Annotated in this window: 13 protein-coding genes; 3 read left to right on the top strand and 10 right to left on the bottom strand. The window is 57.0% G+C overall.

What is annotated here, in order from left to right:
* Positions 1–123 precede the first annotated feature (123 nt).
* The 6 genes from BM035_RS14325 to BM035_RS14300 form a co-directional block, all read right to left on the bottom strand.
* Positions 124–591: a GbsR/MarR family transcriptional regulator gene (locus tag BM035_RS14325; protein ID WP_092032743.1), complete on the bottom strand. Its 468-nt coding sequence runs from the start codon at positions 589–591 to the stop codon at positions 124–126.
* Positions 575–2,008, bottom strand: coding sequence for an efflux transporter outer membrane subunit (locus BM035_RS14320; protein ID WP_092032740.1), 1,434 nt, complete (start codon positions 2,006–2,008; stop codon positions 575–577). Before BM035_RS14320 ends, BM035_RS14325 begins: the two co-directional genes overlap by 17 nt.
* Entirely contained in the window at positions 1,998–5,165 is a 3,168-nt protein-coding gene (locus BM035_RS14315) for an efflux RND transporter permease subunit (protein WP_092032738.1), read from the bottom strand. Before BM035_RS14315 ends, BM035_RS14320 begins: the two co-directional genes overlap by 11 nt.
* A complete protein-coding gene (locus BM035_RS14310; RefSeq protein ID WP_254775517.1) occupies positions 5,162–6,361 on the bottom strand; it encodes an efflux RND transporter periplasmic adaptor subunit in 1,200 nt (399 codons plus the stop codon). Before BM035_RS14310 ends, BM035_RS14315 begins: the two co-directional genes overlap by 4 nt.
* A 110-nt stretch (positions 6,362–6,471) precedes the next feature.
* Positions 6,472–7,422, bottom strand: coding sequence for a lipid A deacylase LpxR family protein (locus BM035_RS14305; RefSeq protein ID WP_254775516.1), 951 nt, complete (start codon positions 7,420–7,422; stop codon positions 6,472–6,474).
* Positions 7,423–7,737: 315 nt separating this feature from the next.
* Entirely contained in the window at positions 7,738–8,181 is a 444-nt protein-coding gene (locus BM035_RS14300) for a MarR family transcriptional regulator (RefSeq protein WP_092032733.1), read from the bottom strand.
* Positions 8,182–8,795: 614 nt separating this feature from the next.
* Between BM035_RS14300 and BM035_RS14295 the strand changes: the two genes are divergently transcribed.
* On the top strand, positions 8,796–9,290 hold the full coding sequence (locus tag BM035_RS14295) for a MarR family winged helix-turn-helix transcriptional regulator (RefSeq protein WP_254775515.1): 495 nt from the start codon (positions 8,796–8,798) through the stop codon (positions 9,288–9,290).
* Positions 9,291–9,295: 5 nt separating this feature from the next.
* Here the strand turns inward: BM035_RS14295 and BM035_RS14290 are convergent, their stop codons facing one another.
* From BM035_RS14290 to BM035_RS14275, 4 genes are all read right to left on the bottom strand, one after another.
* Positions 9,296–9,865: a pyridoxamine 5'-phosphate oxidase family protein gene (locus tag BM035_RS14290; RefSeq protein ID WP_092032730.1), complete on the bottom strand. Its 570-nt coding sequence runs from the start codon at positions 9,863–9,865 to the stop codon at positions 9,296–9,298.
* 85 nt (positions 9,866–9,950) lie between these two features.
* Positions 9,951–10,388: a PAS domain-containing protein gene (locus tag BM035_RS14285; RefSeq protein ID WP_092032727.1), complete on the bottom strand. Its 438-nt coding sequence runs from the start codon at positions 10,386–10,388 to the stop codon at positions 9,951–9,953.
* Between the two features lie 115 nt (positions 10,389–10,503).
* Complete coding sequence (locus BM035_RS14280; RefSeq protein WP_092032724.1) at positions 10,504–12,240, bottom strand: isocitrate/isopropylmalate family dehydrogenase; 1,737 nt, start codon at positions 12,238–12,240, stop codon at positions 10,504–10,506.
* 29 nt (positions 12,241–12,269) lie between these two features.
* A complete protein-coding gene (locus BM035_RS14275) occupies positions 12,270–13,739 on the bottom strand; it encodes a malate:quinone oxidoreductase (protein WP_008171136.1) in 1,470 nt (489 codons plus the stop codon).
* Between the two features lie 277 nt (positions 13,740–14,016).
* Here BM035_RS14275 and BM035_RS14270 point away from each other — a divergent pair, with 277 nt between their 5' ends.
* On the top strand, positions 14,017–15,201 hold the full coding sequence (locus tag BM035_RS14270) for a thiamine pyrophosphate-dependent dehydrogenase E1 component subunit alpha (protein ID WP_092032722.1): 1,185 nt from the start codon (positions 14,017–14,019) through the stop codon (positions 15,199–15,201).
* A 1-nt stretch (position 15,202) separates the two neighbouring features.
* Positions 15,203–16,180: an alpha-ketoacid dehydrogenase subunit beta gene (locus BM035_RS14265; RefSeq protein ID WP_092032719.1), complete on the top strand. Its 978-nt coding sequence runs from the start codon at positions 15,203–15,205 to the stop codon at positions 16,178–16,180.
* The last annotated feature ends 5 nt before the right edge of the window (positions 16,181–16,185 follow it).

The following is a 16,185-nucleotide window of genomic DNA, read 5'->3' as shown; positions in this document are numbered from 1 at the left end:
CAGACATTCCAGATGGCAAAAACCGTCCAGGCCTCCTCGCAGTAACACCAGCCAGGGTTGCTCTGACATAGCCCGCATTTCCTTCAGGCCCGGATTAAATCCAAGGTTAAGCCTTTGATGTTATTATTTTTTATGTCCATGAATTTGAGATTTCAGCTGCTTCAGAAGGTCTTTGGAGCTCTCGTAATACAGGGTGTAGAACTGGTCCAGATCAGCCAGCTTGGCAAGCGTCTGTTCATTGGTAATGGTTGCCTTGGCTTCCGCGATCACCTCCTTTCGGGCCTCGAGCCGTTTTATCTGCCCTTCGACCAAAGCAGCGTAAGGATGCGGACGAATGGCGAAAAAATCCTGGCGCTCACCCGGAATGCTTCGGCGTTCAACAATACCCAGTCTTTCGAGAAAGCACGTATTCGTACTGACGCTCGCCTTACTGACACGCAACGTATCTACAAGCTGCGATGAGCTGACCGGCTCATCTGACACGATAAGTGTCGCCCAAATTTGGCCGGCAATCCGGGAAAAGCCTTCGGATTGAGCCTGAAGACCGAGGCGTTCAATAAACCGTCTGTCTGATTCAGTCAGTGTTTTCATAATCTGAAGATTGCGATGAACTCTGCCAACCCCCTCCCAACGCGCGATACAAATTAACCGTCGACTGCAATTGATCGCGCCGCGTTTCCACGAGATCAAGTTCGGTTGTAAACAGGCTCCGCTCAGCATCCAGTACCTCCAGATAACTGGAGGCGCCACCCTCAAAGCGCAACCGCGCAAGTTTAGTGGTGCTCCGTAGTGCTGCTACCTGCCGGGCCTGCGCTTCCAGGCGCTCTTCGGCACCACGCACCCCGGCCATGGCGTCGAGCACCTCCCGAAACGCTACCTGAATGGCCTGACGATAGGCAATCAGAGCCTGGCGTTGACGCGCCTCCGCCTGATTGACCAATGCCTCGGAACGCCCGAAGTCCAGCAACGGGCCGACCAGCGAGCCGCCCAACTGCCACGTGGATGCCGAATTCTGGAACAAGTCACCCCCGGACGCACTTCGCAGGCCCAGCAGCCCCTCAAACGAAATCCTGGGCAGGAACGCCGCCCGGGCAACACCGATTTCGGCGTTGGCCGCAATCAACGCCTGTTCGGCTGCGGCAATGTCGGGTCGCCGGACCATCAGATCCGCCGGCCTGCCGGCAGGAATGCTGGCTGGAACATCAATATCACCGATGGTATCCGCTACGGCAATATCACTCCGTACAATCTGTCGTGGCTCTCGTCCCAGAAGCACTGCCAAGGCGTTTCGCTGAAGGGTGTGCTGCTGGCGAAGCCTCGGAAGCTCCGACTCTGCAGCGGCAAGCTCGGATTCTGCCTGCCGCAGGGCCAATTCATTAATCTCGCCTCCTTCAAACAGGGACCGTTGCAAAGCAACCGATTCGCGGCGGGACGATACGGTGCGTTCCGCGATCTCAATCTGACGGTCAAGGGCTCGCAAATTGAAGTAACCATTGGCCACCTCACCAATCACGGCTAGTCGGACGGCCTCGCGATTCGCTGCGCTGGCCAGCAGCCGTGCCCGGGCCGCTTCGCTGGCATTCGCGAGCCGCCCCCAGAGATCCAGCTCGTACGATAGAACACCGCCAACCTGGATATCATTGAAGGGTTGACCACCGGTACTGTTGACGGCCTCCTCACTCGGTCCCTGGCGCACCGCGGAGCCCTCCACCTCCAGAAGCGGGTATTGCTCTGCCTGCTGCCCGGTAAGGAGCGCCCGTGCTTCGGCAACCCGGGCAGCCGCGAGCTGCAGATCGCTGTTGGCATCAAGCGCCTCCTCAACAAGCGTGACAAGTGCCGGATCGCCGTAGCCTCGCCACCAGTCCAGGGGGAGCTTCTCGTCCGCCAAAAGTCGTGCGGACGTCCAGTTTTCCGGCACCGACGGCTCGGGTTTCTCAACAGTCGGCGCGAGTGAGCAGCCACCAAGCGACAACGCCATCAAAGTGGTCAGCAATACCTTAACGGTCATCAGCCACACCTCCGTCTGCACGTTCGGGAGCGGCCGATGCCGAGCCGTCCTGGTCTCTGGTGCCACTCAGAAAATCCGTGATACGTCGAACGACCACATAGAACAGTGGAATAAAGAACGTCGCCAGTATCGTTGCCGAAATCATGCCGCCAAGAACCGCCGTACCTATCGCAATACGCGTGGTTGCACCGGCCCCGCTGGCGAAAGCGAGCGGCAGCACACCCATGCTGAAAGCAACCGATGTCATCAGAATTGGCCTCAAGCGCACTCGCGCCGCTTCCTTGGTTGCCTCAATCAGCTTCATTCCCTGATCCTCGAGTGCTCGGGCGAATTCCACCAGAAGTATGGCGTTGCGGGCAGTGACACCAACGGTAGTCAGAATGCCAACCTGGAAGAAGACGTCGTTAGGGAGGCCCCGCACCATGGCTGCAAGTACCGCCCCAAGAACGCCCAATGGCACCGCCAACATGACGGATATGGGGATGGTCCAACTTTCGTAGAGCGCGGCGAGCGCCAGAAACACCACCAGTACCGACAGCGCGTAGAGCAGGGGTGCCTGGGCACCGGCCTGGCGTTCCTGATAGGACAGGCCGCTCCAGGCTCCGGCCACACCGTCCGGGAGTTGAGCGATCAAACGCTCAACCTCGGCCATGGCCTCACCGGTACTGTAGCCCGGCGCCGGCTCACCCTGAATCTGGCGGGACGGAACACCGTTGAAACGCTCAAGGCGTGGTGATCCATATTCCCAACGCCCGTTCGTCACTTCGCTCAACGGGGTCATCTCTCCGTCAGCGGCTCGCAGATACCAGGCCTCGAAATCCTCAGGCAGCATACGGAAAGGGGCATCACCCTGAACATAGACTCGCTTGACCCGCCCCTCATGGAGAAAATCGTTAACGTATTGCGAGCCCCAGGTCACCGACAAAAGCCGACTGATCTCGGAAAGCTCTATGCCAAGGGCTTGTGCCTTTTCATGATCGATGTCGACTTTGTAGCGGGGATTGTCCGCCAGACCGTTGGGACGCACACTGGTCAAAACGGGGCTTTCGGCCGCCAACTGCAGCAACTGACCTTGCGCTGCCATGAGCGCTTCATGCCCAATGGCACCACGATCCTGCAAACGCAACTCAAAACCCAGGGCCTGCCCCAATGCCGGTATCGGTGGCAAGTTGAAAGCAAAAGCCCGCCCATCACGGACCAGCCCGGCAAGCGCCCGGTTCGCCCGCTGAATGATAGCGCCGGCGCTTTGCGTCTCAGGATCACGCTCACTCCATGGCTTGAGATTAACGAACGCCAGCCCTGCATTCTGCGCCCGGCCAGCGAAGCTGAAACCAGCGATGGTGAAGAGGCCCTGCACCTCATCCTGCTCCATAAAGTAATCTTCGATAACCTCAATGGTATCGATTGTGCGTTGCTGAGTCGCACCGGCGGGCAACTGATACTGCACCACGACGAACCCCTGATCCTCCGCGGGCAGGAATCCGCCGGGCAACCGTACAAAGAGAACGGCCACCAGGCCGACGATGCCCAGAAACGCAAAGGTGTAGAGCCAGGCATGGCGCGCCGTATGGCCAACCAGCCGGACATACCCCCGGGTCAGTCGCGCCAGGCCTGCTTCAAACCAGCCGAACAGTTTTTGCAACAGGGTTCTTTCATGCGTGGGCTTGAGTATCCGACCGCACAGCATGGGGCTGAGAATCAGAGCCACCAGCACCGAAAGAACCATGGCACCGGCAATACTCAGGGAAAACTGCCGATAGATTGCCCCGGTGGAGCCCGGGAAGAAGGCCATCGGGATAAACACAGCAGACAGCACCACACCGATGCCAATCAGCGCGCTGGCAATCTGCCCCATGGACTTGCGCGTCGCCTCCATCGGGCTCAGGCCGTCCTCATGCATCACACGCTCGACGTTCTCAACCACCACGATGGCATCATCCACCAGAAGGCCGATCGCCAATACGAGGCCGAAGAGAGTGAGCATGTTGATGGAAAAGCCGAAAGCCGCCATGATCGCAAAGGTGCCGAGCAGCACCACCGGGATTGCGATGGCGGGTATCAGGGTAGCCCGCCAACTCTGGAGAAATACGAGCATGACCAGGACCACCAGGGCGATTGCCTCGATGATGGTTGTGACCACCGCGTCGATGGAGGCCTCCACGAAGGGGGCCGTCTGGTAGGGATACCGAATTTCCACCCCTTCCGGAAAATACGGCTCGAGCTCCTGGAGCCGCGCTTTAACAGCCTCTGTGACCGCAAGCGAGTTGGCACCCGGCGCCAGATTGATGCCAAGGCCGGCTGCCGGCTCGCCATCGTAGAAAGTGTCAATCTGGACTGCACCGCCGCCCAGCTCAACGCGGGCAACATCCCCCAGGCGCACCCGGGACCCGTCGGGCATACTCTTGAGCAGGATGTTGCGGAACTCTTCGGTTGAGGTGAGCAAGGTCTGGGCGGTGACCGTGGCATTGAGCTGCTGACCCTCGACCGCGGGCAGCCCGCCGAGCTGGCCGGCGGTGACCTGGGCGTTTTGCGCCTCGATGGCGGCGCTCACGTCGGCGACGGTCAGGCCGTAATTGGTCAACGCCGAAGGGTCCAGCCAAATCCGCATCGCATATTCAGAGCCGAAAACCTGCACGCTGCCGATACCAGTCACCCGTCCAATGGGTTCGGCTAACTCGGAGCTGATAAAATCGGCGATATCCAGCTTGCTGAGGCGACCGTCGGTAGAGACGAATGCCATTACCATCAGAAAACTGGTGCTGGATTTCTCGACGCTGATCCCCTGCTGGCGCACCACTTCCGGGAGTCGGGGTTCCGCCAGTTTGAGCTTGTTCTGCACCTGGACCTGGGCAATGTCCGGATCGGTGCCCGCCGCAAAGGTGAGAGTAACCGTAGCGTGGCCTGAGGAATCCGCTGTCGACCCCATATAGAGCAGATTGTCGAGGCCGGTCATCTCTTGTTCGATGACCTGAACCACAGTATTGGACACGGTGTCCGCCGAGGCGCCAGGATAATCGGCCTGAATCTCCACCGCCGGCGGCGCCACCGACGGGTATCGCTGGACCGGCAAAACGAAGATCGCCATGATGCCCGCCAACATGGCGACAATGGCCAGAACCCAGGAAAAAACGGGCCTGGAAATAAAGAAATTAATCATTGTGCGGGGCCCTCGTCGTCGGAGGCGCTTTTCTGTGAACTATCCTTGCCACGGGCTTGCTGGTTTTGGGTGGGATGTAATGGAATATCTGCAGCAACCGGCTTCACCTTGGCTCCTGGCCGAACCTTTTGCAGACCGGAGACGATGAGGCGATCCCCCGGCTCCAACCCCTTTTCCACCAGCCAGAAAGCGCCAATGGCCCGCTCTGCCTCTAACTGGCGGGCGACAACCTCACCCTCCGGGTTGACCAGCAACGCCGTGGCCGCGCCTTGCGGATTACGACTCACGCCCTGCTGCGGCGCCAGAATGGCGTTCTCCCGTACCCCCTCGCTCAGGCGAACGCGCACGTACATTCCAGGCAGAAGGTCTTCGTCAGGATTGGGGAAAACCGCCCGCACAGTGACCGAACTGGTGCTTTGGTTGACGGTTACATCCGTAACGTCAACGCGTCCCTTATGCGGATAGGGGGTACCGTCTTCGCGCAACAAAACAGTCTCGGCTTCATTTGGGCCGGCCTTAGAAGCCGCGCCCTCCTTCAGAGACGACCGAATTCGAGCCAGTTTTTCGACCGGTAGCTGAATATCGACATACATGGGATCAAGCTGAACCACGCGCGCCAGGACCTGGGGCTGATTGGCGGTTACCAGTGCACCCTCCGTGTACAGTGTCGGGCCAATGCGCCCGGCGATGGGAGCCTTGACCTCGGTATACGCCAGCTCGATACCCGCCGTTTCGACCATCGCCTCGGATCGGGAGACATCCGCCCGGGCTGCCTCCAAGGCCGATAGCGCTTCATCACGCTGACGCTTGCTGACCGCATTCTTCTCAAACAAGTCTGACGTACGTGCCCACTCCCGCTGAGCCTGTCGCAATTCGGCCTGTGCGCGCTCCAGTTCTGCCTGGGCCCGTTGATGGGCAGCACGGTATCGGTTGGGGTCGATCTGGTAGAGGACCTCACCTGCTTTGACCTGGGCGCCTTGTTCAAACAAGCGCTCCTGCAAAATGCCCGTGACTTGCGGCCTCACTTCCGAGATACGGTAAGCGGCGGTCCTGCCCGGCAGTTCCATTGAAAGGTTCACACGCTGCGGCTGCATTTCAACAACCCCGACTTCCGGAGGCGGCGGCGCTGACCGTTCAGCCTTTGCCTGACCGGAGGAATTGTCACAACCAGCCAGCAAAAGAACCGCCAACCACATTGGCAACATGCGGACCCCAAATAGCCGCACCATCAAACTCTTCTCTGTCTGCATATAACTAACCTCTGAATGGGCAAAAGACTCAAAAACCGTTCAATTCATGCCTTCACTTATAACCAGGTAGACAGAACGATCGATCCAAACTGATCGACGCCGTCCTTTTCCTCGAATTCTTCGCTGCGCCACAGGTAGGTGTAGGCGATCTGCCAGCGATCCCAGGTCAATGCCGCACCCACCTGAGCATCGCCAACCCACTCACGACTGTCAACGGAGTGGCTGTCCTCGAAACTGTTGCCGTCGAGCAGCAGGTTGTGTGCTGTATAGCGCCCTTCTACGGCAGCGAAGACGTACCAGCTAAAGCCCCGATCCCGCCGAAAAGAAGATTGCCCGCCTTGTGCGGGGGCGACTGACGGAATGCCGAAACTACGATCAAGCCCCTCTCCCAAACGAAACCCAAGGCCGCTGGAAGCGTAGGTATACAGGTTGCCGAGCGCAAACCCGGCAGACGGTCCATATTCCAGGCTTAGCTCAGCGACATCCTGTTGTTTAAGCCAGGCCCGTTCATAACCAAAATTAATCACTGGCTCGTTCTCAAGCTGGTTGTCCCAACCCCTCGGCTTGTCTGCCGCAATAAGATCGTGGAAATTTCGTTGGACTACCTCAGCACCGGAAGCCGGTCCTACGATGCCCACGTCGATATGCAGGCTGTCTGCCAAACGCAAGCCACCGTGCTCCCTTTCGCTCAGTAGCGAAATTCCACCAAACAAAAGGCCGGCATAGAGGCGGTCATCTTTAATAAGCGTTTCGACCTCTATATCTTCGGGCGTATAGATCTGTTGCCCGAGCCGGTACGTTACGCCCGCAAGAGTACTGCCAGACCAGCCCGGAATGACGTCCGCAAGACGGCGGGTCCAATGTCGATCCGGGGGCTCAAAGGCCCAGATCACCTCTACGCCGTTGGTGTATTGACCATCGCCACCGGCGGAAAAGGCATCGTTTTCCACTTTCAGGGACAGCAGGCCGTCGGCGGAAGCTGACGTCACAAGGAAGCCCAGCAACAAACCTGAGCACCAACTCCAATAACACTTTTTGCCACGTCGAGATTTCAATGAAGCGCCCTCTGCCAAGGCGGGTTGAACCGGTTGCAAAGAACTTACTCCCGGATGCTGCCCCACCTTCCCATGCCCGTTAATTCGATGATCGGCCAAAAAGGCTAGGACGACTGCCGCACATTATGTTCATTTCGTTCAGTATAAACTAAACGTAACACACTTAATAATTGACTGCCAGCCGTGATGGAATTGTCCTGTGCCGGCGGAATTTGCGGAATGCTCCAATCCTAATCTTGTCGCCCGCGCCTGAAAAATGTCTCGGGTTCAGGAATTTTTGAGGTTGGCGGAATTTTCCATAACCCGCTCAAAAACACGCAGGGCGACTTCCAGGTCGGTATTTTCAATGCCTTTCAGCATCTCCTCTCGCAACACATTCGCCCGCTCATTCAGATCGCTCATAAAGCGCTCACCGGCATGGGTAAGATACAGCAGCCTGGCGCGCCGATCACGCTTACAGGGCCGGCGTTCAATCAGACCCTGCTCCTCGAGGCTGTCAAGCAGGCGGACCAATGTCGGATTCTCGATGGTCATCAAATGGGCTAACTCCCGCTGGGTCAATCCTCCACCACCACGCTGCAGGCAGATCATGGTGAACCAGCGAGCCTGGGTAACCCCCAGGTCTTTCAGGCGCTCATCCAGCAACTTGCGCCAGCGTCTTGCTACCCGGGCATTGATGAAAGGAAACTGATCTCGAGGGGTTTGTTCCATGTCACTGTCCTGCTATTGCTGATTCAGTAACAGTAAATCGTAAGCTAATCATATAGACAAGCGTCAGTTACACATTAGCCAGGTTTGCGCCAGATCAATATGCAACATCACGCGGATTCCGAGGCCAGCTAAGGAACTTCTCCTTCCAGTGAGACAGGTAACTCCTCACTTCTTCAGAGACAGGAGGCCTTCAGCGTATTGTCGCCCTGGTAGACACCCTTGCTGAGTGACCGGCAACCGGCTTAAAAAAGCTGGCGCCGAGCACTCCACAACGCCGTAGCATCTTCACTCGAAACCAGCCAGGTCTTCGGCACGGCGTCTTCCAGGCAATCCGCATTCGCCATGGTCAGTCCCCGGTCGAGTAGAGCCTGCAAGGACGACAACAAGGCCAAGTTCCGCTTATCGGGCAGAATGGCATGAACTCTGGGGTTGGGTGACCAAAAACTGGTAGTTCAATAGGTTGAGAGTGTTTTTGGGCTATTTTTCACGTTTGTCTGCCAACCCTCCTATTGCACAGACGTTCGCACCACCAATCTGTTACGGAACAGATGTCCTAATTCACTCGGTCTTGTCCGGTGGCTCGCTGGACTATTCGGGGGATGAAACCTACCATCATGCATATACACTTCATTTATCGGATTGCCATAATGGTCGACCACTCATCACAAGAAACAACGCCGCTGGATGTTGCCAGAACCTGCGCCGCCCTCTACTCCCGCGTTTTCTCACGCCTGGTGACCCGTCATTACAACCATCACCTGACGGAGACAGGGCTTCGAATCACGCAGTTCTCCATACTCAACGCAATCAAGCTTTCTCCGCCCAACTCTATAAACGAACTTGCGGAACTACTGGGGATGGAGAGAACCTCACTCCAGAGAACGGTCGAAAAGCTGATTGCCAAGGGGCTCCTCGAGTCCCGGCCGACGGGGCAAAAACGTTCCCTGGGTCTGTCTCTGACGCAAGAGGGCGAGGGCATCTACCAACAGGCCCTCGCAAGGTGGGAAGAAGCGCACAATGAATTCACGGAGATGGTAGGGGGCGATGACTGGTCAGAGACTGTCGGCAAGTTAAGGCACTATAGCGTCAAACTGCAGTCGACCCTCTGAAGCGCTCAGCCATCGTTGGCCATTGAGTCAATCAACGCTTCAACTTCTGACTGCGTGTATCGCGGGGTTATGTGCTGCGGACAGTTCCAGTCGAACGCTTCAACACGGATGATCACGCCCCTTTCAACCAGTGCTTTGTAATCGCTGTCGCTCAGTTGCTCCAGAATCCCCGGCTGTTCGGGGCCAACCAGAGTCATTCGTCCGAGCAGTTTGAGTCTCCTCCTGTTCGGATAATCCATCAGGAAAAGCGAGACGCGATCATTGGTGAGGACATTGCCCGTGGTGATGTATTGGCGATTGCCAGAGTAATCGGCAAAGCCGATTGTCGACTGATCAATCACCTTCAGAAACCCTGCCGGCCCGCCCCGATGCTGGATGTAGGGCCAGCCGGTTTCGCTTACACTGGCGATGTAAAAACTGTCACGGGCCTCAATAAAACCGCGTTCGCGATCCCTCAGAACGTTATTGCGGTCAGGACCGGTCTCAATGGATGCATAACCGGAGCGACTGCCCATTTCCTCCTGAACCTGTTTTACGGTTCTGGTAAACGCTATTTCTGCGAATTTGTGCGCCATCTTGGGCTCCTACGGATTCTGCTACGTTGGCGTTCCTATTCGCTATCAGTAACCCGACCGGCCCAGATGTTACGACGCACCGCCATTATTTTTCGGCAGTCTGTGCCGAGCTAACCAGAGCAATGACTCGCGTAGCCACGCCCTGCTCTCCCTTCACCGGCGAATAGCTAGCCTCTAACCAGACTTCGTGCCCGTCAGCGTGGACAGCTGGAAAGCGTCCCTTTTTAACATTACCGGCAACCAACTCACGCCAGAACCGGATGTAGTCTTCGCTTTTCGCATAGTCGCTGGTGCAAAGAACCCGATGGTGCTCACCGATCAAGGCCTCTGGCTGATAGCCGAGCAAGTCCAACAACCTTTGGTTCGCCCGCTCGATAATGCCATCCTGCGTCATAACGAGAACCGCCATGGCTTTCTCGACAGCCTGAAAATCCGATTCCAGCTCCTGAACGCGGCTTTTGGCAGCTTCAAGCTTTGCGAGCGCTTCCTGTAATTCCAGTTTCTTTCGGTTGTAAAACGCCATCAGGGGCGGCTCCTGTCTGAAAGGTCTGTTCTTCGGTATGGGAGCACAGTAATGGCTGTTGCCCCTCCCCAGAACCTTACGTTGCCGCCTTTGACCGGATCAGGGATTCAACGGCTCACTGAAGCGCCTTTTCCACGGCCTCCAGAAAACCAATCATATCGACCACTTGTTCCGAATCCGGGTCCACGGTCTTGCCTTTAAGATCGGCAGTGACGATTCCCCGGTCAACGGTGTCGGTCAATGCTGCCTTCAGTTGCACCGCATACTGGCTCAGGGGCTCGTTACCTTCCCGCTCACCCAGGGTTTCCAGAGCGTTGCCCAGCGCAAAAATCAGGGCCGACGGGTTGAAATGAGCTACCTTACCGTCGCTCTCGAGATACTTCAGGTAAAGATCATGGGCGGTGCCATGGGGCGCCTCGAACAGCATGGTGCCGTCCTTGCTCTCGATGATTGAACTGGCCGTCGCCAGGCTTCCCCCGAGAGCGGCGGAAATGTCCGAGAAGATATCGCCGTCGAGGTTCTGGGAGGGATAAAGCGCATTTCTCGGTGGATCCGTGATCATCTTTTTTAGCTGGCTGGACGGCCGCATGATCATGAACGAGGGCGGCGGTGTATGCTCGCTGGCCAGTTCCCTGCGCACTTCGGTAATGACCTCGCTGTAGACTTCGTCGTACTCCATGTACTCGCGCTTGAGACCGAAATACACCTCTTTGTCCTTGCGCGAGGCATCCCGAAAGACTTGCAGAACCCAGTCTTTGATGGCTTCACGGTCATTGGACATAAGCAACATTGGGTCGCCTTTCCGAACCCGGCGGGCATGCTTCTCCTCACCGTCGACGATCACCTTGAGAATGCCATCCTCCTTGGCCGCCATGTTAAAGCTACCATACTGGTCGCCGCCGCCAGCGCTCATACGTGAGATGGACACATGAGCCCCGCGGCCTGGAATGCCGAATTCCTTGAGTTGGTTCACCAGCTTGAGCAGTTTGCGCCCGGTGGTGTTATCCGGCACACCCCAGAGCGCACGCTCCGGCGGATTGGAAACAATGCGGGCTGCCTGGGCATCAATCAGTTCGTAGTAGTAATTCAGCCCCAGGTCTTCAATCTGCTTCTTGTAGTCACTGTGATAGATGTCCTCGATCACCGAGCGCATGGCCCCATCGTAGCCGGGGATCACCGTATCCTTGAGGCCGAGGTATACGTCTCGCTTTTCTGCGATTGCACGCCGGAAAAAGCGATGCGCCCAGGCTTTCACATCCTCGATGTCATTCGTCGCAAGCAGCCACGGATCGCCTTTGCGAATCTCTCGGCGATGAAGCTCTACCGGGTCGCCACTGCTGCCCACAAACATCAGCTTGACCACGCCGGTTGCCAGGGAAAGCTGGTTAAAGCTGTCCTTGATGCCGCCGAATTCCATGGTATCCACCTCAATGTCACGCCCGACCCACTGGGGGCGGCGGATGTTGAGGTTGCGGAACTGGATATCCTCGCGGGTAATATTGCCACTGATGCCCTTGCGGATCGCACCATTGGGGGACTTGGTCGCCAGCGGGTGCAGATTTTCGCCATCCACATCCGGGTGTTTCCTGAGCAAGTCCTCCAACTGCTGGCGGTTTACCGTCATGCCAGCGTTCTTTACACCCACTCCGTGGCGTTGGAGCGAATCGATGGCATCAATAACCACCTGGCCATTGGTCAGCAGCCGGTTTTCCGCAGACAGATCGATTTCCTCAAGCTGAATATCAAGCCGTGAGCTCACAAACTTCTTGAGAATGTGTTCAAACGCAACCTGAGCCATCTCGTCGCCGTGAAGGATTACAAGGGGCGAGGTCACACTGATTCTACTGTCCATGAAAATCTCCCTGCTGTTTGTTGGCCTGGTCAGTCCTGCTGCGATGCCGACTGCTTGATCCCTAGCCGTTCATTGACGGCATCCCGGATCTCTCGGTAACGCTCGGGATTTTTCGCCAGGAAATCCAGATTGTCCTCGGGGAATATCTCTTTTTTCTTTTTGCCGGCTTCCTCACTGGTAAAAATAGACGGCAAAAGCTGTTCAAGGCAACGTAGCATGACTTCCGGCGATACCGACGCTCCGGGCGATGCCCCCAGGAGCGTGCCGTAGGTCTTGTCTTTCGAGACGAGGATCTCTGTACCCATTTGCAGATCTCCGTCGCGGATGATCTGAACCCGCTGCCCGGCCTCAACGGCTTTCCAGTTGAACTTCTTGCTCATGCCCGGTGCGAAACTGTCCAGCTCCTCGAACATGCTCTTTTCACCCTTGAAGGTCTCTGAAACCAGATATTTGACCAACGGGAAGTGCTCAATGGCGACATTCAGCAGGCTCGGGATATCGTGGAGGCGCATGGATCGGAGGTAGTCCAGGAACCCCCGGCCCCTCTCCAGCACCGGTTTAAACGAGGCAAAAGGACCAAACAGAAGATAATACCTATCATCCGAAACCCGCAGGTCCAGATGGGGAACGGACATCGGAGGCGCACCCACTTTCGCCTTTCCGTAAGTTTTCGCTCTGTACTGCTCGGCCTGTTCGGCGGTGATCTCGGCCTGCAGGAACCGTCCGCCGACGGGAAAACCGGTGAAGCGGCGCGCGAAAGGCAAGTGACTCTTTTTCAGGATCGGGAAGGCACCGCCGCCGGCACCGACGAAAAGAACGTCGGCCTTGTAGCGGCGATCAACGCCCCTGCTCTGGGTTTCCACAAGCCAGCTTCCGGCGGGGCTGCGATGCACTCGCTTGACGTGCGTCCCGTATTCAATTTTCACCCCAAGATCGTCAACAGCATGCTTGGCCATTTGCTCTGTGAGGGCACCAAAGTTGACGTCCGTGCCCGTCTCGATAACGGTCGCCGCCATTTTCTCGTGTCTGGGCCGCTCCTCCATGGTGTATGGAATCCAGCTCTTGATCTCGTCGAAATCCTCGGAGTAACGCATCTGTTCGAAGAAATGGTGGGACGACATCTCATTGAACCGGAGCTTCAGTTCCTGAATAGACGGCTCGGAGACGATGGTGCAGTGCTTGGTCTGGTTGATAAACGATTTGGGGTCTTTGATGGCCCCTTTCTGGATCAGGTACGCCCAGAACTGCTTGGCAACGTTGAACTGAGCGTGAATCTTTACCGCCTTTTCGACTGAAATAACCTCTTCGTCCACCGGCGTGTAGTTCAGCTCACAATTCGCCTCGTGCCCGGTTCCGGCGTTATTGAACACCCAGGAATTGCCTGCCCCGGGGCCATCCAGTCTTTCGAGAATGGTGATATCCAGTTCCGGTGCCAGTTCTTTCGCGAGGGTCGCGAAAGTTGTGCCCATGATCCCTGCGCCAATGATAATTACGTTCATTAAAACCTACCCGCGTGAGTCGAATGTCTGAACAAGGTTGGAAAAGTGTGTGTATTGACGGTAGCACGCTTCGGCAGACACGGAAAACGCGTGCCGAGCGTTCTTTAACAAAGGAAAATTCTGAACCGAAGGGTCTACCCCTGTTTCGCAGTTTACGTTAAGGTAAACATGAACTGGCGGGAATCACACCAGATTTCGCCAGGCTGTCTACAATGACATTAACTACACTCCCACAAGGAGTGTTTGTTCCTCAGGCCACTACCCCAGGAAGAGGATTATGACAACAACAAAGTCCAAAGTTGTGTATTCCCCAGTGTTTACCGACGGTGCGGAATTCCGGATTCCCACCTTCAAGCTCCTGAAACAGGACGGCAAGCTCTACAAGAGCGCCAAAGCTCCTGATCTCGACAAAGACAAGGCCCTCCGCATATACCGGGCCATGGTCACTACCCGAATTCTTGACGAGCGAATGCTTGCTGCCCAACGGCAGGGCCGCTTGAGCTTTTACATGCAGTGTACCGGCGAAGAAGCTGCCGTGATCGGCAGTGCGGCAGCACTGGACGATGGCGACATGATCATGGCGCAGTACCGGGAGCAAGGTGCCCTGGCCTACCGCGGCTTTACCATTGATGAATTCATGAACCAGTTGTTCGGCAACGAGATGGATTATGGCAAAGGCCGCCAGATGCCGGTCCACTATGGCTCGAAGAAGCTGAACTACATGACCATTTCCTCGCCGCTGGCCACTCAAATTCCCCAGGCTGCGGGCTATGCCTATGGCCAGAAACTCAGGGGCGAAGGTCTTTGCACAATTACCTATTTTGGTGAAGGCGCTGCCTCGGAAGGCGACTTTCATGCTGCCCTGAACATGGCTGCAGTTCATCGGGTTCCAGTGATTTTCCTCTGCCGCAACAACGGGTACGCCATTTCTACGCCGGCCGCCGAGCAGTTTGCTGCCGACGGTGTTGCACCGCGGGCCTATGGCTACAAGATGGACGTGATCCGCGTGGATGGAAACGACATTCTTGCCATGTACCAGGCCACTCAGGAAGCCCGCAAACTGGCCGTGGAACACAACCGCCCGGTATTGATCGAGGCCATGAGCTATCGCCTGGCCGCCCACTCCTCCTCGGACGACCCCTCCGGCTATCGCAGCAAGGATGAAGAAGCAGTCTGGCGCGAGAAAGATCCTATCCTGCGTATGCGCCTCTGGCTGGAAAGCAAGAAATGGTGGAGTGAGGACGACGAAAAGCAGCTGCAGGAAAACATGCGCCGCGAAGTACTGGAAACAATGAAACGTGCCCAGAAGCGTCCACCACCACCGCTCGAATCCCTGGTAAGCGACGTCTACGACGAAGTGCCACCTTCCCTGGCTGAGCAATTCGAAAAATTGAAAGCCCACATCGGCCGTCACCCGGACGAATACCCGAAGAGTGCCGAACACGCCAAGGGAGGAGCCTGAGATGTCGAAGATGAATATGCTCCAGGCGATCAACAATGCCCTCGACACCGCCATGGCGGAGGACGAGCGGGTTCTGTGTTTCGGTGAGGATGTGGGCGTTTTTGGCGGCGTATTCCGTGCCACCAGTAACCTGCAACAGAAATACGGCAAAGCCCGCTGCTTTAACACGCCTCTGGTAGAGCAAGGCATCATCGGGTTTGCCAACGGCCTGGCCGCACAGGGTTCGGTGCCGGTGGCCGAGATCCAGTTTGCCGACTACATCTTCCCGGCCTTCGATCAGATCGTGAACGAGTCGGCCAAGTTCCGCTATCGCTCAGGCAACCTGTTCAACGTGGGCGGCCTGACCATTCGCGCCCCTTACGGCGGCGGCATTGCAGGCGGCCTCTATCATTCCCAGTCGCCGGAAGCCTACTTTGCCCACACGCCGGGTTTGAAAATCGTGGTGCCGCGTAACCCGCATCAGGCCAAAGGGCTGCTGCTTGCAGCTATCCACGATTCCAACCCGACCCTGTTCTTTGAGCCCAAGCGCCTGTACCGGGCCTCGGTGGGTGAAGTGCCGGATGAAGACTATCGCCTGCCCCTGGGCGAAGCCGAAGTCACCAAGGAAGGCACGGACGTTACGATCCTGGGCTGGGGCGCCCAGATGGAAGTGATCGATCAGGCCGTGGAACGGGCCGAGAAAGACGGCATTTCCTGCGAGGTCATCGACCTGAGGACTATTTTGCCCTGGGATGTGGAAACCGTGGCCAACTCCGTGTTCAAGACTGGACGGCTGGTAGTCACCCACGAAGCTCCCCTGACCGGCGGATTCGCCGGTGAAATCGCCGCCACGATTCAGGAGCGCTGTTTCCTGTATCTGGAGTCTCCGATCGCAAGGGTAACCGGGATGGACACCCCCTTCCCGCTGGTGCTGGAAAAAGAGCACCTGCCCAACCACCTGAAGGTCTATGAGGCCATCAGGGCGAGCGTTGAATTCTAGGCTGA

It is taken from the genome of Marinobacter sp. DSM 26671 (assembly GCF_900112835.1).
GTDB classification, from domain to species: Bacteria; Pseudomonadota; Gammaproteobacteria; order Pseudomonadales; family Oleiphilaceae; genus Marinobacter; species Marinobacter flavimaris.
The sequence above is the reverse complement of the archived record's forward strand: the minus strand, read 5'-3'. Positions and strand labels throughout refer to the sequence as shown.